This window comes from Pseudomonas sp. NPDC087803 (genome assembly GCF_044742995.1).
GTDB lineage: Bacteria > Pseudomonadota > Gammaproteobacteria > Pseudomonadales > Pseudomonadaceae > Aquipseudomonas.
In genome coordinates, this window is the sequence record NZ_JBIUVO010000003.1 from 45398 (window position 1) to 64060 (window position 18663).

The following is an 18663-nucleotide window of genomic DNA, read 5'->3' on the forward strand; positions in this document are numbered from 1 at the left end:
TACGGCGAATTGCTCGGGCAGGTTGTTTGCGCCATTGGCGGTTGGATGCGCGTCATTGTGGTCGAGGGTGTAGCTGTAGCTGACCACGCCTGTCGTGGCGTTGAAACCAGTGATTGTCAGCGTACTGCCGAGCGGTGTGGTAACCGATTGCGGGAATCCGGCGGCCACGCCATTGGTGACCACGGCAATGCCGCCGACGGTTAGCGTGGTGACGCCATCGAGTGCAGTGATGGTAAACGTGCCACTCTGGGTCAGCGCATTGGCGTCCGGCGCACTGCCGGTGCTGAGGTTTTTCTCATAAACCGTCAGCTCGCCACCCTCGACGTTCAAGCCGTTGATCAGCACCGGATCGTCGTTGTTATGAATCTGCAGCACCAGATTCGCGGTGCTGCTATCGCCGTCCGAATCGATGATGGTGTAGGTGAAGGTCTCTGTGCCATTGCCGCCACCGTGCAGCGCTTTGAAATCCGCGTCGCTGGTATTGAGGATGTAGGTGTACGTGCCATTGGCATTCAACACCAACGTACCGAAAGTACCGGTGAAAGTGCCGGCAGTGACGGGCCCGGTCGGCACACGGTCGGCGCCTTGTACGTCGTTGGTCAGGACGTTGCCGGTCAGGGTCAGCAGGGTTTCCGAGGCGGTGTTGGCGTTGCTGTCGTTCACCGCTCTGGGCACGTCGTCGATGATGTTGACGTCGAGCGAGCCGGTGGCGCTGTCACCATTGCTGTCACCCGCCGTCACGCTGAAATGTTCGCTGAGGCTGTTGGTGCCGTCACCCGCCGGATGGGTGTCATTGCCGTTGAGGGTGTAGCTGTAGCTGACCACCCCGGTCGACGCGTTGTAACCGGTAATGGTCAGCGTATTGCCCAGCTGTGTGGTGATCGACTGCGGAAAACCCGCCGCCACGCCGCCACTGATCACATTGATGCCGCCGATGTTCAGGCTGTTCAGACCGTCCGGTGCCGACACCGTGAAGCTGCCGCCCTGGGTCAGCGCACCGGGGTTGGCCGAGGAGCCGTCTGGCAGATTGGCTTCGTTGAGGGTCAGCTCTCCACCAGGCACGGCGAGACCAGTCAGGGTCACTGGGTTGTTGACCGGCGGTACGACAGGCGCTGGCGTGTTGTCGCCATTGTCGACGACCACAAACGGCCGCACTTGGGGGAACTCGGGGATGCCGCCGAAACCGGCAGTCGGGAAGCCGATAACCGGGTCAACCCGACCGCCGACTTCGGTCAGCAATACAAAACTGTGACCACCGCCCGCCTCGCCTGGCACGCCGGTGGGTGCATTCGGCCCCGCTGCGGTCGCTTCCGCCGCTTTGGTCGGGTCATCCCCGGCGGCAATGGCTTTCTGGATCTGCTCGACGTCAGTCAGCTGCGCTTCGCTGGGCGTCAGTGCTTCAGGGGAATCGACATGCACGGCCTGATTGGCCAGCAATTGCCCGGACATGACCATGCTGCTGTCGCGGCCCAGGGTCAGCTCGTGGCCATTTTGCAGATGAACGGCGACGGCGCCTTCTGCCCCGGTGATCAATTGATCGCCGGCAAACAAGCGGTCGCCCTCGACCAGGGCGCGGCGCGTGCCGTCGGTGCCCTGAGCAAAAACCTGACCAATGACTTTAGTGACGATCCCGATGAGCGTTGCCATGTGAAACTCCTCCGCTGCCGACCACCGTCGGCACTGGTTCGCGAAGCACGCCCATGGCTCAAGCGGGTTGCCGGGGTGACGCTCGCACCTCGACAGTTCGTTTCGCAGGTTGCGCAAACAAGGAAACTTCAGTGCTTTCAAGCACTACAGAATCCTGATCGATGCAGCACACCCACTAGCGCTACGTAACGGTGGTGAATCACCCGAGTGACAAAAATCTGTCGCTCATCGACCGCTACGCGTCCCTCCCCTTCAGCATTACTTCGCCGTATGTCGCAAAGTGAATGGAACTTTCCTCAAGCCTTTTTGCGCTCCCTAAAGCGCATGAAACAAAGGCTTTCGTGCTGAACAATGTGCCGCTTTTGGCCAAGCGCATAAGTTTTTTTCGGCATAAGCCTTATGAAAATTTTTTCTTAGCTACGCTTCAGGATGTTCTTAGCTCTGTTGTTACAAGAGTGAAACGCTTACACCCCAAATTATCGTCAAATATTTGGCGACAGTAACGCACCATCAGGACCAGGGAGATGCACCCCATGCGCGTTTTAACCCCCCTCTGCAGCGCGGTTTTGCTGGCCATGGCTTGCACTTCCCAAGCCCAGGCCATGAACCTGACCGAAGCGATTCAAAGCACCATCGCCACCCACCCGGATCTCGCCTCGCGCGTGGACGCCAAACTGTCCGCCGATGAGCAGGTAAAAGTCGCCAAGGGCGGCTTCTATCCGTCTGTCGATTTGAATGCTGCCTACGGGCGCGGTTACAGCGACAACACCAATACCCGGGCTTTCGGTAATCACCACACCGAAATCCTCAATTACACCCAGTCGGAACTGCGCCTGCGGCAGATGATCTTCGACGGTTTCAACACCGCCAACGAGGTCGAGCGCACCAAGGGCGTGTCCAACTCGCGCGCCTATTACGCACAAGGCACCGCCCAGGATCTGGCCCTGCGCACCATCGAGGTCTACCTCGAAGTGCTCAAGCGCCGTGAACTGGTGACCCTGGCCAAGAACAACCTGCAAGCGCACTTGCGGGTCAATGATCAGATCGGCCTGCGCACCCAGCGCGGCATAGGCAGTACCGCCGACTCCGATCAGTCGGTGGCCCGTAAGGCGCTGGCGCAAAACAACCTCGACACCGCTGAAGTCGATCTGGCCGACGCCGAATCGAACTTCTACGCCGTGGTCGGGCGCATGCCCGATGAACTGGAAGCGCCACCGTCGACTCGCGGCGAAATCCCCACCAGCCTGCCGGAAGCGCAGCAGAGCATGGTCGAGAACAACCCGTACCTGAAATCCGCGCAGGCGGACGTGCAGTCGGCCGAGAGCCAGTATGAAGTCGCCAAGTCGCCGTTCTACCCTCGCTTCGACGCCGAAGCGGCGGTGGGCGCGAACAACAACGTGCAGGGCGATGAAGGCCACGACAACGAATGGCGCGTCGGCGTGATCATGAACTACAACCTGTTCCGTGGCGGCAGCGACAAGGCGCGTCTGGCGTCCGATGCGCACCAGATCAATCAGGCGATGGACATCCGCAACAACGCCCTGCGCCAGTTGAACGAGAACATCCACTTGGCGTGGAACGCCATGGTCAACGCGAACAAGCAGACCCCGACCGCCCGCGAATACGCCGAGACCACCAAGCGAGTGCGCGCGGCGTATCAGGATCAGTTCGGCCTCGGCCAACGCACCCTGCTCGACTTGCTCGACAGTGAAAACGAGCTCTACAACGCCAACCGTCGCTACACCGAAATTCGTTACACCGAGGAATACTCGATGTACCGCGTGCTGGCGAACATGGGCCAGTTGCTGAGCAAGCAACGGGTGGTGCTGCCGGCGGATGCCATTGCGGCGACCGAAGTCAAAAACGAAGCACGCCTGCCCGAACTGAAGTAAACGAAAACTTTGTGGCGAGGGAGCTTGCTCCCGCTGGGTTGCGCAGCAATCCCAAAGATTTGAGCAGCAATGAGATCCATGGGGCTGCTGCGCAGCCATCGGGGATAAATCCCCTCGCCACAGGTTTGGGCAAGTCTTAAGGAGCGATCAATATGACCAGCATGGCCGGAGGCGGGAATACCGGGATTGATCCGCGGCTGAGCTTCGATGATCCGTTACTCGACGGTCTGTTGATCCTCTGCAAATTGCATGGCGCGACGGTCAGTCGCGCCAGCCTGAGTGCCGGGTTGCCCCTGAACAAGCAACGCCTGAGCCTGGACCTGCTGCCCCGCGCAGCCGCCCGGGCCGGTTTGCAGGCGCGCTTGTTGCGCCGCGAACTGAAGGATATTTCTGCGCTGAATCTGCCGATCCTGTTGCTGCTCAAGGACGGCCGCACCGCCGTCCTGCGGCGTTTTGCCGACGACGGCAAGGCGCTGATCCTGCCCAGCGAAGCCGATGGCGGCGAGCAATGGGTCGAGCGCGAAGAAATCGCCGAACACTACAGCGGTCAGGCCTTGTTCGCCCGTCCGCGCCACGAACTCGAAGACTTGCGTTCACCGCTGGTGCCGCGGGTGCATGCCTGGTTTCGCGACACGCTGAAGCTGTCGAAATGGCTGTACAGCGATGCAATTCTCGCCAGTTTCCTGATCAACCTGCTGGGCCTGATGGTGCCGCTGTTCGTCATGCAGACCTACGACCGCGTGGTGCCGAATCAGGCCACCTCGACCCTGTGGGTGTTGGCGATCGGCCTGCTGATCGGCACCGGTTTCGAACTGGTGCTGCGGGTGGTGCGCGCGCACCTGCTGGACACCGCCGGCAAGAAAACCGATGTGATCCTTTCCGCGACTTTATTCGAGCGCATCACCGGCATGTCGATGAAAGCGCGGCCGGCGACCATCGGCGGTTTCGCCCAGAGCATTCATGACTTTCAGGGCCTGCGCGAATTCCTCACCGCCGTCACCCTGACCAGCCTGATCGACCTGCCCTTCGTGGTGTTGATGCTGGTGGTGATCGGCCTGCTCGGCGGCTGGCTGGTGGTGATTCCGCTGCTGGCGTTTCCGATTACGATCATTTTTGCCTTGGCGATTCAGGTGCGTCTGCGCGACACCGTGCAGAAAAGCCTGAGCCTGGGTGCCGAACGGCAGGCGCTGCTGATCGAAACCCTCGGCGGCCTGGAAACCCTCAAGGCCTGCAGCGCCGAAAGCGAGCGCCAGCACAAATGGGAAAGCACCCACGGCGCCCTCACCCGCCTCGACAGCCATGCGCGCAATCTTTCGGCGCTGGCGACCAACGGCACGCTGTTCATTCAGCAGTTTTCCGGGATGGCGACGATCGTCGCCGGGGTTTACAGCATCATCGCCGGCAACCTCAGCGTCGGTGCGCTGGTCGCCAGCTACATGCTCGGCAGCCGGGTGCTCGCGCCATTGGGGCAGATTGCCGGGCTGATCACCCGCTACCAGCAAGCGCAACTGACCATGAAAAGCACCGACTCACTGATGGGCCTGCCCCAGGAGCGCGACGGCAAACAGCGGCCGCTGGAGCGCACGCAACTGCAAGGTGCGCTGGACGTCAGTGGCGTGACCTTTCACTACAACGGCCAGAACGCGCCAGCGCTGAGCAACGTCAGCTTCAGCATGAAACCCGGCGAGCGGATCGGCATCATCGGCCGCAGCGGCTCGGGCAAAAGCACCCTGGCGCGGCTGGTGATGGGCTTCTATGAACCCGAGGAAGGCCAGTTGCTGCTCGACGGCCTCGACCTGCGGCAACTGGATGTCGCCGACCTGCGCCAGCAGATCGGGTATGTCGCCCACGACCTGCCGCTTTTGGCCGGCAGCCTGCGCGACAACCTGACCCTGGGCGCCCGCTACATCAGCGATTCACGCATGCTCGAAGTCGCCGAGCTGACCGGCGTCACCGAACTCGCCCGTCAGCATCCGCAAGGCTTCGACCGGCCAGTGGGCGAGCGCGGCCAGTTGCTCTCCGGCGGCCAGCGTCAGGCGGTGTTACTCGCCCGGGCGTTGCTGCTCGACCCACCGATCATGCTGCTCGACGAACCCACCAGCGCCATGGACAACAGCAGTGAAGACCTGCTGCGCCAGAAGCTGCACGACTGGGTGCAAGGCAAGACACTGCTGCTGGTCACCCACCGCACCTCGATGCTGAGTCTGGTGGACCGGTTGCTGGTACTGGACAACGGTCGGGTCGTCGCCGACGGCCCGAAAGAAGCGGTCATCGATGCACTGCGCAAAGGCCGCGTCGGCTCGGCGGCGGTTTAGTCGATGCAACACAAACCTGCGGCCACCTACTGTCTGTGGCGAGGGAGCTTGCTCCCGCTTGGGTGCGCAGCGCCCACAAGATCTTTGGGGCTGCTTCGCAACCCAGCGGGAGCAAGCTCCCTCGCCACAAGGATTGTGTTGACCTGTTTCTCTTGAATGAGGGGTATCGCCGCATGTCAGCTTCATCTTCGAAAGAGCGCGGCTACTTCGACAGCTTCGGCAAAAGCGCCGAAGCCGAGTTCATGCCGGAAACCGCCGGCGCCGCGTTGCAGGATTCGCCGCGCTGGTCGCGGATCACCGTGTGGCTGGCGGCGGCGCTGTTGATCAGTGCGCTGGTCTGGGCCAAGTTCGCCGTGCTGGAAGAAGTGACCATGGGCGAAGGCAAGGCGATTCCGTCGAGCAAGGTCCAGGTGATCCAGAACCTCGAGGGCGGGATCGTCACCGAGATTTTTGTCCGTGAAGGGCAGATGGTGAACAAGGGCGACAAGCTGCTGCGTCTGGATGACACGCGCTTCCTGTCGAACAAGGGTGAGAGCGAGGCAGACCGATACGCCCTGACCGCGCAAGTCGAACGCCTCTCCGCCGAAGCCGAGGGTCGCCCGTTCAAGCTGTCTGACGAGGTGGTCGCCAAGGCGCCGCAGGTCGCCGAAGACGAACGCGCGCTGTACGACCAGCGCCAGCGCCGCTTGGCCAGTGAGCAACGCACCCTCACCGAACAGCTGCGGCAGAAGACTCAGGAGCTGGCGGAGTTCCGCTCCAAGCAAGGCCAGTACAGTTCCAGCCTGGCGCTGTTGCAGCAAGAGATGAACATGTCGGCGCCGCTGGTCGGCACTGGTGCGGTGTCGCCGGTGGAGATCCTGCGACTCAAGCGCAGCGCGGTGGAAATTCGCGGTTCACTGAACGCAACGACCCTGGCGATTCCACGGGCGGAATCGGCGATCAACGAGATCAAGAGCAAGATCGACGAATCGGAACAGACCTTCCGTTCCGACGCCGCCAAGGACCTCAATCAGAAGCGCACCGACCTGTCGAAAATCACCGCGTCGAGCATCGCCATCGACGACCGCGTCAGCCGCACCACCGTGACTTCGCCGGTGCACGGGGTGATCAAGCAGCTCAAGGTCAACACCATCGGCGGCGTGGTCCAGCCGGGCAGCGACATGGTGGAAATCGTGCCGCTGGAAGACAACCTGTTGATTGAGGCCAAGGTGCGGCCGCAGGACGTCGCGTTCCTCCATCCGGGCCAGAAAGCCATGGTCAAGTTCAGTGCCTATGACTACACGATCTACGGTGGGTTGAGCGCGAAACTGGAATTGATCGGCGCCGACACCATCACCGATGACAAGGGCAACAGCTTCTACCTGATTCAGGTGCGCACCGATAAAAACCACTTGGGCGGCGATGTGAAACCGCTGCTGATCATCCCGGGGATGGTGGCGACGGTGGACATTATTACCGGGGAGAAAAGTGTGCTGGATTACCTGCTTAAACCGGTGCTCAAAGCCCGGACCGAGGCGATGCGTGAGCGGTAGAAATGTCTGGATTTTGTGGTGAATTGACTGGCCTCATCGCTGGCAAGCCAGCTCCCACAAGTTCTGAGGTGTTCACAGGTTTTGTGTTCGACACGGACACTGTGGGAGCTGGCTTGCCAGCGATAGGGCCAGGCCAGACAACAACTATTTTTCTCCATGATTACGCTGGTAAACCTCCTCCCCCATCGCCGCAATCTGCCCCTCGATCAACGCCTCGAACGGTTTGAGCAACGGCGCAAACGTGGTCGGCGCTTCGAGGGTTTCCAGCGCCTGAACGATCGCCTCGATCGTCGACAACGCACCCGGCCCCGGCGCCTTGCGCAACCGGTAGCGCGACACCCCGCCTGCGGCCAGCGTCACCCGTGGCAACGCCGCCAACAACGGATTGAGATGGAGCATCTTGCGCGCCTTGCGCCAGGTACCGTCCGGCACCACCAACAGCAGCGGTTCATCGGATTCGCGGTAAGCCTGCAGCGGCTGCGCATCGTCGGCAGGAAACAGCAACCGCGTCTGATAACCCGGCCGGTTCAACAGCGCAGGTAAATCCTCGAACACTTCACCGACAACCAGCTCGGCATGGGTCAAGCCCAGCGCCGCCAATCGTGCAGTGTTGAGCGCGTGATTGACCTCGCTCGGATGCTGCAACAGCAGAACGCGGGTGCGGCTGTCGAGGCTCGGAATCAGCGGGCACAGGCAATGGGTCTGGGGGCGCAGGCAGCGCGGGCATTGCGGTCTGGACATGGTTCTTATGCCTGATTCAACTGTGCTTTGAGCAGATCACGGAAGGTCTGGATCAGCGGTTCGCGGCTGCGGCCACGGCGCATGATCATCGAGAACGGCGCCTGATAACCGAAGGTCGCCGGCAGCAACACGCGCAAGTCGCCCTTGTCGGCCCAGGCCTGGGCGTAATGCTCCGGCAGGTAACCGATGTAGGCGCCGGAGAGCACCAGAATCAGCTGCGCCTCCATACTTTCCACGGTCGCCGCGCTGTGCTTGAAACCATGGCGCGCCAGCTCCGCCTGACTCCAGTAACCACGCCCGACCATGCGCTGCTGAGTGATGACCTGCTCGGGAATCCGCCGCTCGTTGAACAGCGGGTGCCGGCTGCTGCAATACAGCCAGTGTTGTTCACGGTACAGCGGCATGTACACCAGACCGCTCATGCGTGTGGAAAACGCGCCGATGGCCAGATCGAGGCGGTTGTCCTGCACACCGAGTTGCAGTTCGTACGGGCTCATCACCGACAAATGCAAATGCACCGCCGGGTGTTCCTGACTATAGGCACCGATGGCTTCGGCGAACGGCAAGGCCTTGTCGCTGACGGTGGAGTCGATCACCCCGAGGTTGAGTGTGCCGCGCAACTCGCCCTTGAGCGCGGCGGCGTATTGCTCGAAACCTTCGAGCTCGGCCAGCAGGCGCAGGGTTTCCTGATGGAACAGCTCACCCTTGCTGGTCAGGCTGAACCCACCCCGCCCGCGATGGCACAGCACCAGACCGAGCGCGGCTTCAAGCTGGCTCATGTAGGTGCTGATCGCCGAGGTCGACAGATTGAGCTCCTGCTGCGCGTTGGCAAAGCCCTGATGCCGGACCACGCTGACGAAGATGCGCAATAGTTTCAGGTCGGGTAAAGCGTTGGCCATGCGGCTCTCCAAACATCTGTCGAACACTGATGACTTTGTGGTGAGGGGATTTATCCCCGATGGGTGGCGAAGCCGCCCCACGCCTGCAAATCGATTCATCAGGTATGCCGCGAGCAACGAATTTACGACTGCTACGCAGCCGATCGGGGATAAATCCCCTCGCCACAGGGGTATCGGTACGGGTTCGAGAAGTCTATCCCGCACCTCGCCATTAGTTTAGAAAAATCTGAACTAAGTTTTTGCCCGTAGCGATTCTTCCCCCGCACTACATTTCGCAGAATCGGCCCCACAGCGGCGTCCGAACCCGTGCTCGACGGCGCGCCGACATAAATAAAACAAAGACGATGAGGCCCTACCCGTGGACAAGATTCTTCACCAACCACTGGGCGGCAACGAAATGCCGCGCTTCGGCGGCATCGCCACCATGCTCCGACTCCCCCATGTACCGACCGCTGCCGGCCTGGACGCTGCCTTCGTTGGCGTGCCCCTGGACATCGGTACTTCGCTGCGCCCCGGCACCCGCTTCGGGCCGCGCGACATCCGCACCGAATCGGTGATGATCCGCCCGTACAACATGGCCACCGGCGCCGCGCCGTTCGACTCGTTGTCGGTCGCCGACATCGGTGACGTGGCGATCAACACCTTCAACCTGCTCGACGCCGTACGCATCATCGAAGAAGCCTACGACAACATCCTTGAGCACAACGTAATCCCGATGACCCTGGGTGGCGACCACACCATCACCCTGCCGATCCTGCGGGCGATTCACAAGAAGCACGGCAAGGTCGGTCTGGTGCACATTGATGCCCACGCTGACGTCAACGATCACATGTTCGGCGAGAAGATCGCTCACGGCACGACCTTCCGTCGCGCTGTCGAAGAAGGTCTGCTGGACTGCGACCGCGTGGTGCAGATTGGTCTGCGCGCGCAGGGTTACACCGCTGACGACTTCAACTGGAGCCGCGATCAGGGTTTCCGCGTGGTGCAGGCCGAAGAGTGCTGGCACAAGTCGCTGGCACCGCTGATGGCCGAAGTGCGCGAGAAAGTCGGCGGCGGCCCGGTGTACCTGAGCTTCGACATCGACGGCATCGACCCGGCCTGGGCGCCGGGCACCGGCACCCCGGAAATCGGGGGTCTGACGACCATTCAGGCGATCGAGATCGTTCGCGGCTGTCAGGGCCTCGACCTGATCGGCTGCGATCTGGTAGAAGTCTCGCCCGCTTACGACACCACCGGCAACACCTCGCTGCTGGCCGCCAACCTGCTGTACGAAATGCTCTGCGTACTGCCGGGCGTGGTCCACCGCTGAGGGTTCGGCCATGAACGAACGTGATCAGGTGTTGAAAGCGGCCGCCGATCTGGTGTCCGCCTTCGCTCGCAACGATCGCGAAGCTTATTTCGGCGCGTTCAGCGCCGATGCAAGTTTCGTGTTTTACACCCTCGAACAGCCGTTGCTGTCGCGCGATGCCTATCAGGCCTTGTGGGACAGCTGGCGCGCCGAGGATGGCTTTGAAGTGCTGTCGTGCACTTCGAGCAACGCCTTCGTCAGCCTGCAGGGTGACGTGGCGGTGTTTGTCCATGACGTGGCCACCGAGCTGCGCATGCAAGGGGAGCAACACTTCAGCCAGGAGCGCGAGACGATTGTTTTCAGGAAACAAGCGTCGAGCCTAGAACAACAAGGCCATTGGCTGGCCTGCCATGAACATTTGTCCGCAATGCCGGAAGGGCTGCCACCCCCTTAGCCAAACAGGTGACGCTCACGCACGATGAGCGCGCCTTTATGATCGGAGCAGATCATGAATAACAACAACAAAGACAACGACCAAAGCCTTACGCAAATTGAAACCCACGGGGTCGAACAGATCCCGGACCACGAACGCAGCGCAGGCCCGACGGACTTGTTCCGGATGATCTTCGGTGGTTCGAACACCTTTGCCACCGCCGTGCTCGGCAGTTTCCCGGTGCTGTTCGGCCTGTCGTTTCAGGCCGGCGTCTGGGCAATTGTGCTGGGCGTGCTGCTCGGCTCGCTGATCCTCGCACCGATGGGCCTGTTCGGCCCGCTCAACGGCACCAACAATGCCGTGTCCTCGGGTGCCCACTTCGGCGTGCACGGGCGGATCGTCGGCTCGTTCCTGTCGCTGTTGACCGCCATCGCGTTTTTCTCGCTCTCGGTGTGGAGTTCGGGGGATGCGCTGATCGGTGGGGCGAAACGCCTGATCGGCCTGCCGGAAACCGACCTGACCCTGGGCCTGGCCTACGGTCTGTTCGCGATTCTGGTGCTGACCGTGTGCATCTACGGCTTCCGCTTCCTGTTGTGGGTGAACAAGATCGCGGTGTGGAGCGCCAGCCTGTTGTTCCTGCTGGGCATCTTCGCCTTCGCCGGTCCTTTCGATGTCAACTACGCCGGCACGGTGAACCTCGGGCAACCGGGCTTCTGGGCAGCGTTCATCGGCGCGGCGCTGGTCGCGATGAGCAACCCGATTTCCTTCGGTGCATTCCTCGGCGACTGGTCGCGCTACATCCCGCGTGACACCTCCAAACAGCGGATCATGGCCGCAGTGGTGCTGTCGCAGATCGCCACGTTCATCCCGTTCCTGTTCGGCCTGAGCACCGCGACCATCGTCGCGATCAAGGCACCGGACTACATCGCGGCGAACAACTATGTGGGCGGCCTGCTGGCGGTATCGCCGAGCTGGTTCTTCCTGCCGGTGTGCCTGATTGCGGTAATCGGCGGCATGTCCACCGGCACCACCTCGCTGTATGGCACCGGGCTGGACATGTCCAGCGTGTTCCCGCGAGTGCTGTCGCGGGTCAAGGCGACGCTGCTGATTGGCGTGCTGTCGATTGCCTTCATCTTCATCGGGCGCTTCGCGGCCAACCTGGTGCAGAGCGTGTCGACCTTCGCCGTGTTGATCATCACCTGCACCACCCCATGGATGGTGATCATGATCATCGGCCTCTTGGTACGTCGCGGCTTCTACTGCCCGGATGACCTGCAAGTGTTCACTCGCGGCGAGCAAGGCGGACGCTACTGGTTCAACCACGGCTGGAACTGGCGTGGTCTGGGCGCATGGATCCCGAGCGCGGCAGTTGGCTTGTGCTTCGTCAACCTGCCGGGGCAGTTCGTCGGCCCGCTGGGCGAGATGGCCGGTGGTATCGACATCAGCCTGCCGGTGACCCTCGGCCTGGCGTCGGTGGTGTACCTGACGCTGCTGAGCCTGTTCCCGGAACCGCGGGAGGTATTTGGACCGCAGGATGCGCACAGCCAAGTGGTAGCAAAACCTGAACTGCGTCAGGCCGCCTGATTCACGCATTAAATTTGAAGGATTGGAGTTCTTGTGGCGAGGGAGCTTGCTCCCGCTCGACTGCGCAGCAGTCGCAATGAAGCTGTTGGGGCCGCTTCGCAGCCCAGCGGGAGCAAGCTCCCTCGCCACAAAGAGGCATTCGATTCAGCGTTCCACATAAAAAAGACAATCGGAGACACGCCATCATGGCTTTGGATTTATTCGTCGTCCTCATCTACGCCGCCGGCATGCTTTTGCTCGGCTACTACGGCATGCGCAAGGCCAAGACCAACGAGGATTTTCTGGTCGCCGGGCGTAACCTCGGTCCAAGCCTGTACATGGGCACCATGGCCGCGACCGTGCTCGGTGGCGCGTCCACCGTCGGCACCGTGCGTCTGGGCTACGTACATGGCATCTCCGGTTTCTGGCTGTGCGCCGCGCTGGGTTGCGGCATCGTCGCGCTGAACCTGTTCCTCGCCAAACCGCTGCTGAAACTGAAGATCTACACCGTTACCCAGGTCCTGGAAAAACGCTACAACCCGATGGCCCGCTCGGCGAGTGCGGCGATCATGCTGGCTTACGCGCTGATGATCGGCGTGACCTCGATCCTGGCGATCGGCACCGTGCTGCAAGTGCTGTTCGGTCTGCCGTTCTGGATCTCGGTGCTGCTTGGCGGTGGCGTGGTGGTGATCTACTCGGCCATCGGCGGCATGTGGTCGCTGACCCTGACCGACATCGTCCAGTTCATCATCAAGACCGTGGGCCTGATGTTCATCCTGTTGCCGATCTGCCTGTACCGCGTCGGCGGCTGGGACGAACTGGTGCTGAAGCTGCCGGCAGCGGCGTTCAACTTCACCACCATCGGCTGGGACACGATCATCACCTACTTCATGATCTACTTCTTCGGCATCCTGATCGGTCAGGACATCTGGCAACGGGTGTTCACCGTCAAGACCGCGAAAATCGCTCAGTACGCCGGCAGCATCGCCGGAATCTACTGCATCCTCTACGGTCTGGCCTGCGCACTGATCGGCATGGCCGCGCACGTACTGATCCCGGATCTGGACAACGTCAACAACGCCTTCGCCGCCATCGTTAAACTGTCGCTGCCCGACGGCATCCGTGGTCTGGTGATCGCTGCGGCACTGGCTGCCATGATGTCCACCGCCAGCGCCGGCCTGCTGGCTGCGGCCACCACCCTGACTGAAGACCTGCTGCCGAAACTGCGCGGTGGCAAACAGTCGAGCCTGACGATCAACCGTCTGTTCACCCTGCTGACAGGCATCGTCGTACTGGGCATCGCGCTGGTGGTGAATGACGTGATCAGCGCCCTGACTCTTGCTTACAACCTGTTGGTAGGCGGCATGCTGATTCCGCTGATCGGCGCGATCTTCTGGAAACGTGCGACCACCGCCGGCGCCATCGCCAGCATGGGCCTGGGTTTCGCCACCGCGCTGCTGTTCATGTTCAAGGACGGTCTGGACGCCAACACGCCGATCTACTACAGCCTCGCGGTAGGTCTGGTGAGTTTTGTGGTGGTCAGCCTGGTCTCCCCTCGCCCGGCGACGGTGGCGAGTGCGATCTAAGCTTTGATGTAACGACTTGATGCTTTCTTCGACGGGTGTGGCGTCGGTTGCCACACCCGTTTTTTTCGTCTGGAGAAAATGATTGATGAAGATTGTTTCTCGCGATCAATGGTTCGAAGTTTTGAGCTTGAGTGATGGCATCCGGTTGATCCACGAGCCGTACATCCGCCCGTTCTACCGCTGCAACCTCTGGCACATTCAGGGCCGCGACAAGGATCTACTGCTCGACAGCGGTTCGGGATTGGTCAGCCTGCGCGAGCAGTTGCCGTGGCTCACCGAACGACCGCTGGTGGCCGTCGCCAGTCATTGCCACTTTGACCACATCGCCGGGCATCACGAATTCGCCGAACGCCTGGTGCATCGCGCCGAGGCCGACATCCTCGCCGCGCCGGACGGTGAGAACGACCTGAGCCGGGCCTTTGTCGGCGACGACATGTTCGAGGCGCACCCGGACTGTCCGCTGTGCTACGCCGAATACCGGGTCAAGGCTGCGCCGGCCACCGGGTTTGTCGAGGATGGCGACGTGCTGGATCTTGGCAACCGCACCTTGCAGGTGCTGCACACGCCGGGGCATTCGCCGGGTGGGATCAGTTTGTATGAATCGGCGACCGAAACCTTGTTCAGCGGCGACATCATCTACGACGGGCCGTTGATCGAAGACGCCTACCACTCCAATCTGGAAGATTACGCCACCAGTCTGCGGCGCTTGCAGGCGCTGCCGATCCGCACGGTGCATGGCGGGCATTTCGGCAGTTTTTCCGGCGGGCATTTGCGTTCGATGATTGACGAATGGCTGCGCAGGCACGCTTGAGGCCTGCTGTAATCAGTCAAAACAACAACGATAACTTCTGCCATGAGAAGAGCTGCCGTGCGTGCTGCGGTGCACCGATACATTCGGCGCCTGCTGGAATCCCGCGAATTCAACGACGACACCAGCCTGGTGCAATTAGGGCTGGAGAAGGCGGATATCGAGGATTTGATCTTTCATCTGGAAGATGAATTCGGACTGACGGCGTTCACGGCCGAAGAGGATCACATGCTCAAGACCGTCAGGACGGCGAAGGACTTGAGCCGGTTTTTGCTGGAGATCGGGCGACACTGAAAAGCAAAAGATCGCAGCCTTCGGCAGCTCCTACATGGGAATGGATTTCCTGTAGGAGCTGCCGAAGGCTGCGATCTTTTGATCTTTAATCAAGCACTACCGCCGACGAGGCTGACGCCGGCGCTGTTCGTCATCGGTGCGGATCGGTACGGGTTGCAGAGGCGGTTCGATCAAGCCGAGGGCAACACCCAAATCGTGCAGCCAGTTCTGAATTTTCTCTTTCATCGTCATGCCCCCTTCAGGGTAGTGCTGAGCGGCCGGAATTCTGAGGCCGCTTCGCACTGATAATAGTCCTAAGTCCTACGCAATGCTCGGGCAAATCCGCAATGATCTGTTACTGAATTGAACAGAATTACCATCGGTTGGTTCACGCCGTTTGCCGGGTTTCGTTCGCGGCCACGGGATAGAGCGCTTGCTGCTGTTCAATCCAGGCATTGAGGTTGGCCCCGACCATGCCCTTGCGCCACATGAGCCACGTTGTCGCACTGGCAAACGGCTCGGCCAACGGGTGCACCGCGACGCTTTCACGCCCCGGCAAGCTCGCGAGCATCGACTCCGACATCAGCGCCACACCGCTGCCGGCAATCACACAGGCGAGCATGCCCTGATAAGACTCGATCTCCATCGCCCGGCCCATCGCCGCCTGATAATGGACAAACCACGCCTCCAGCCGCGCGCGATAGGCGCAACCATGGCGGAAGGTGAACACCGCCCTGCCCTCGACCTCCTTGGCGCTGCGGATCGGCGGGTGATCGGCTTCGCTGATCAGCACCAGACGCTCGTCGCACAGCGGCACGCCGTCGATCCCGGCCAGTTGTGGCGGACCGTCCACCAGCGCCGCGTCGAGACGCCCGGAGACCAGGCCCTCGAGCAATTCGCCGCTGGGCCCGGACTGCACTTGCAGATTCACCGCCGGGTATTGCTTGTGATAGCGCGCCAATAGCGCCGGCAAATGGATCGCCGCGGTGCTGTACAGCGTGCCGAGGACAAAATCCCCGGCCGGTTGCCCGCCCATCACCGCCGCACTGGCCTGATCGCGCAGGGTGAACAGCTTGCCGGTGTAGTCCAGCAGGACTTTTCCCGCAGGCGACAACTGCAAACGCTGACGCTCGCGAACGAAAAGTTCGACACCCAATTGCTCTTCCAGCTGCTTGAGCCGGGTCGACAGGTTGGACGGCACTCGGTGCAGACGCTCGGCAGCGCGGGTGATCGAACCTTCCTCGGCCACCGCCTGGAAGATCCGCAATTGGCTGAACTCCACGACCTTTCTCCATAACAGAACAAGTTACTCACTATTATTCAATTTTAAAGAAAGTCAATCGATTCTAGCCTGACGGTCATTGCTCCTCCCAAGGAATCTCGACCATGTCACCACTGATTCGCTTATCCGCCTGCTTCGTCGCCCTGATGATGGCCATGGGCATCGGGCGCTTCGCCCTCACCCCGCAACTGCCGCACCTGCTCAGCGAAGGCCAGGTCGACCTGACTGCCGCCGGTCTGATTGCTGCGGCCAATTACCTCGGCTACCTGCTGGGCGCAGTGGACGCGATGTTCGCCCATCGTCCGCAGCAAGTGCAGCGCCGCTTGCATGGCGGTTTGTGGCTGTGTGTGCTGCTGACCCTGGCGTCGTTCTGGGCCAACGGTTTCTGGGCGCATTTGCTGTTGCGCTTCGGTACAGGGGTGGCGAGTGCGTGGGTGCTGGTGATGATTACCGCGCTGAGTCAGCCACTGGCGGCGGCAGCGGGTCGGCCACGCTTGGGGGCGCTGGTATTCGCCGGTCCGGGGTTGGGGATTTTTCTGACCGGGTTGCTGGCACTGTTCTCACATCTGCTGAACCAGACTTCCGCCACGTTGTGGCTGATCTATGCCGCCGTGGCGCTGCTGATGTTGCTGGGGATCGTGCGGATTCTGCCGCAACCGGGCGTGCACACGCCGGTCGTCACGCTCAATGTCAGCCATTCGAAACGCGGCATCCCGCGACTGGCGGTGGTGTATGCGCTGTATGGCGTGGGTTACATCATTCCGGCCACGTTTCTCTCGCAAATGGCCAACGCGCAGTTTCATGGGCAATGGCAGGCCGATCTGTTCTGGCCGTGCTTCGGTCTTGGCGCGGCGATTGGCGTGCTGTTGGTGAGCCTGCGTCGCCACGACCCGAACACCACACGGCACTGGCTGACCGCAACGCTGTGGTTGCAGGCGCTCGGGGTCTTCGCCTGTCTGTTGGGCAGCGCTTATGGCCTGGCGCTGGGGGTGTTGTTGTGCGGCATGCCGTTCCTCGCTTGCATGCAACTGGTGATGCAACGCTCGCGAGAACTGGCGCCGCACACAACTCAGCGCAACGCCGGACTGCTGACCGCATGCTTCGCTGTCGGCCAGCTCAGCGGCCCGTTACTCGCGGCGCTGAGCAGCCATTTCAGCGGGGGCTTGCAACCGGCGCTGATCATTGCCGGCAGCGGTCTGCTGATCGCTGGCGGGCTGGCGCTGCAACCGGTCAGTGCTGGCCGAGGGCTTTGCGCAAACGCCGACGTACCCACTGCTCAGCGCTGACAAAGGTGATGCCGAGCAACACCAGTACCGCGCCGATGACGAAGTTAATGCTCAATTCTTCACCCAGCAGCACCACGCCAAAGGTGACGCCGAACAGCGGCGTCATGAACGAAAACACCGCCAGATTGGCCGCCAGATAACGCCGCAACAGCCAGAACCAGGTCAGGTAACTGAAGAACGACACCACCAGCCCCTGGAACAACACGCTGGCCACCGCCACGCTGGTCAGGCTGACGTGAGTGATCTGGCCGCTGAACAGCGTGATCAACAGCAAACCGACGAAACCGACGATCAACTGATAGAACAGGGTCAGGGTCACTGGCGCTTCCGACAGGCGCGAGGCGCGCACCACCACGGTGGTCGCGCCCCAGCAGGCGCCGGCAATAACCCCGAAGGCATCGCCCAGCAGCATGCGCCGGTCGAGGTTGTCCCACGACACGCCGCCGGCGAAAGCAATCGCGATACCGATGAATGCGAGCAGGATCCCCAGCCATTGCAACGGTCGCAAGCGCTCGCTGGCCAACAGGAAATGCACGCCCAGTGCGGTGAAAATCGGCGCGGTGTAGAGGAACACCGACATGTGCGCGGCGGTGGTCAGTTGCAAGCCTTCGGCGATGAAGAAGAACTCCAGACCGAACAGTGCACCGGCCAACAGCCCCCCACGCCAAGTGCTGCCGACCTGATCCCAGCCACCCTTCCAGCACAGCAGCAAACCCACCAGCAACGCGGAAATCCCCGAACGTCCGGCTGCCTGCATCACCGGCGCGATGTCGGGCGCGGCCCACTTGATCATCACTTGCTGCACGCCCCAGATCAGGCACAGGCCGATCATCACCTGCAAGGCAAACCCGTCGGCATTGCGCCGCTCGACACTCACCGCAACACCTCGAAAACACACAACATGGCAGCCGTCCAATGGTCGAAAATCAGTGTCGGGGATTATCAATCAGTCAGGCAGAAAAAGCCGTCTGAAAAAGACATTGTCTGCGTCAGTAACGTCAGCGGTGAATGGCCGTCGACTGTGCCGCCATTCGCGAGCAAGCCCGCTCCCACATTAGAACGCATTCCTCCTGTGGGAGCGGGCTTGCTCGCGAAGGCGTCGGCCCCGACAGCCAGGA

General features: G+C 61.4%; 16 protein-coding genes. 10 read left to right on the top strand and 6 right to left on the bottom strand.

What is annotated here, in order from left to right:
• Positions 1–1647: retention module-containing protein (locus ACIOUG_RS04620; RefSeq protein ID WP_401062883.1), on the bottom strand; the 1647-nt coding region annotated here is incomplete at its 3' end.
• 533 nt (positions 1648–2180) lie between these two features.
• Between ACIOUG_RS04620 and ACIOUG_RS04625 the strand changes: the two genes are divergently transcribed.
• The 3 genes from ACIOUG_RS04625 to ACIOUG_RS04635 all read left to right on the top strand — a co-directional run bounded on the left by ACIOUG_RS04625 (position 2181) and on the right by ACIOUG_RS04635 (position 7386).
• Positions 2181–3539: a TolC family outer membrane protein gene (locus tag ACIOUG_RS04625; RefSeq protein ID WP_047292413.1), complete on the top strand. Its 1359-nt coding sequence runs from the start codon at positions 2181–2183 to the stop codon at positions 3537–3539.
• Positions 3540–3691: 152 nt separating this feature from the next.
• Positions 3692–5854, top strand: coding sequence for a type I secretion system permease/ATPase (locus ACIOUG_RS04630; RefSeq protein WP_401062885.1), 2163 nt, complete (start codon positions 3692–3694; stop codon positions 5852–5854).
• Positions 5855–6027: 173 nt separating this feature from the next.
• Complete coding sequence (locus tag ACIOUG_RS04635; protein ID WP_401062887.1) at positions 6028–7386, top strand: HlyD family type I secretion periplasmic adaptor subunit; 1359 nt, start codon at positions 6028–6030, stop codon at positions 7384–7386.
• Positions 7387–7530: 144 nt separating this feature from the next.
• Here ACIOUG_RS04635 and ACIOUG_RS04640 read toward each other — a convergent pair whose 3' ends face one another.
• Together ACIOUG_RS04640 and ACIOUG_RS04645 are read right to left on the bottom strand one after the other, a co-directional pair.
• Positions 7531–8127, bottom strand: coding sequence for a tRNA-uridine aminocarboxypropyltransferase (locus ACIOUG_RS04640; RefSeq protein ID WP_401062889.1), 597 nt, complete (start codon positions 8125–8127; stop codon positions 7531–7533).
• 5 nt (positions 8128–8132) lie between these two features.
• Entirely contained in the window at positions 8133–9026 is an 894-nt protein-coding gene (locus tag ACIOUG_RS04645) for a LysR family transcriptional regulator (RefSeq protein ID WP_007956593.1), read from the bottom strand.
• 358 nt (positions 9027–9384) lie between these two features.
• Here ACIOUG_RS04645 and speB point away from each other — a divergent pair, with 358 nt between their 5' ends.
• The 6 genes from speB (at position 9385) to ACIOUG_RS04675 (ending at position 14998) form a co-directional block, all read left to right on the top strand.
• Positions 9385–10335, top strand: a complete 951-nt coding sequence (gene speB, locus ACIOUG_RS04650) for an agmatinase (RefSeq protein WP_003222717.1) — start codon at positions 9385–9387, stop codon at positions 10333–10335.
• Between the two features lie 10 nt (positions 10336–10345).
• Positions 10346–10768: a YybH family protein gene (locus tag ACIOUG_RS04655; protein ID WP_401062890.1), complete on the top strand. Its 423-nt coding sequence runs from the start codon at positions 10346–10348 to the stop codon at positions 10766–10768.
• Between the two features lie 54 nt (positions 10769–10822).
• A complete protein-coding gene (locus ACIOUG_RS04660) occupies positions 10823–12331 on the top strand; it encodes a purine-cytosine permease family protein (protein ID WP_401062891.1) in 1509 nt (502 codons plus the stop codon).
• Positions 12332–12516: 185 nt separating this feature from the next.
• Positions 12517–13896 carry a sodium:solute symporter gene (locus tag ACIOUG_RS04665; protein WP_401062893.1) on the top strand — a complete coding sequence of 460 codons (1380 nt, stop codon included), beginning with the start codon at positions 12517–12519 and terminating at the stop codon, positions 13894–13896.
• An 85-nt stretch (positions 13897–13981) separates the two neighbouring features.
• On the top strand, positions 13982–14707 hold the full coding sequence (locus ACIOUG_RS04670; protein ID WP_401062894.1) for an MBL fold metallo-hydrolase: 726 nt from the start codon (positions 13982–13984) through the stop codon (positions 14705–14707).
• 42 nt (positions 14708–14749) lie between these two features.
• The gene (locus ACIOUG_RS04675) at positions 14750–14998 is read left to right on the top strand and encodes an acyl carrier protein (RefSeq protein ID WP_401062896.1); all 249 of its coding nucleotides are present in this window, start codon (positions 14750–14752) and stop codon (positions 14996–14998) included.
• Between the two features lie 96 nt (positions 14999–15094).
• Here the strand turns inward: ACIOUG_RS04675 and ACIOUG_RS04680 are convergent, their stop codons facing one another.
• Positions 15095–15223 (bottom strand): PA1414 family protein, encoded by a 129-nt coding sequence (locus ACIOUG_RS04680; protein ID WP_003184145.1) that lies wholly within the window; start codon positions 15221–15223, stop codon positions 15095–15097.
• Between the two features lie 142 nt (positions 15224–15365).
• Positions 15366–16259, bottom strand: a complete 894-nt coding sequence (locus ACIOUG_RS04685) for a LysR substrate-binding domain-containing protein (protein WP_401062898.1) — start codon at positions 16257–16259, stop codon at positions 15366–15368.
• Between the two features lie 104 nt (positions 16260–16363).
• On the opposite strand from ACIOUG_RS04685, the gene ACIOUG_RS04690 reads away from it, so the two are divergent.
• A complete protein-coding gene (locus ACIOUG_RS04690) occupies positions 16364–17545 on the top strand; it encodes an MFS transporter (protein ID WP_401062900.1) in 1182 nt (393 codons plus the stop codon).
• Here ACIOUG_RS04690 and ACIOUG_RS04695 read toward each other — a convergent pair.
• The gene (locus ACIOUG_RS04695) at positions 17490–18422 is read right to left on the bottom strand and encodes a DMT family transporter (RefSeq protein ID WP_401062902.1); all 933 of its coding nucleotides are present in this window, start codon (positions 18420–18422) and stop codon (positions 17490–17492) included. The two genes, ACIOUG_RS04690 and ACIOUG_RS04695, sit on opposite strands and share 56 nt — an antisense overlap.
• Positions 18423–18663 lie beyond the last annotated feature (241 nt).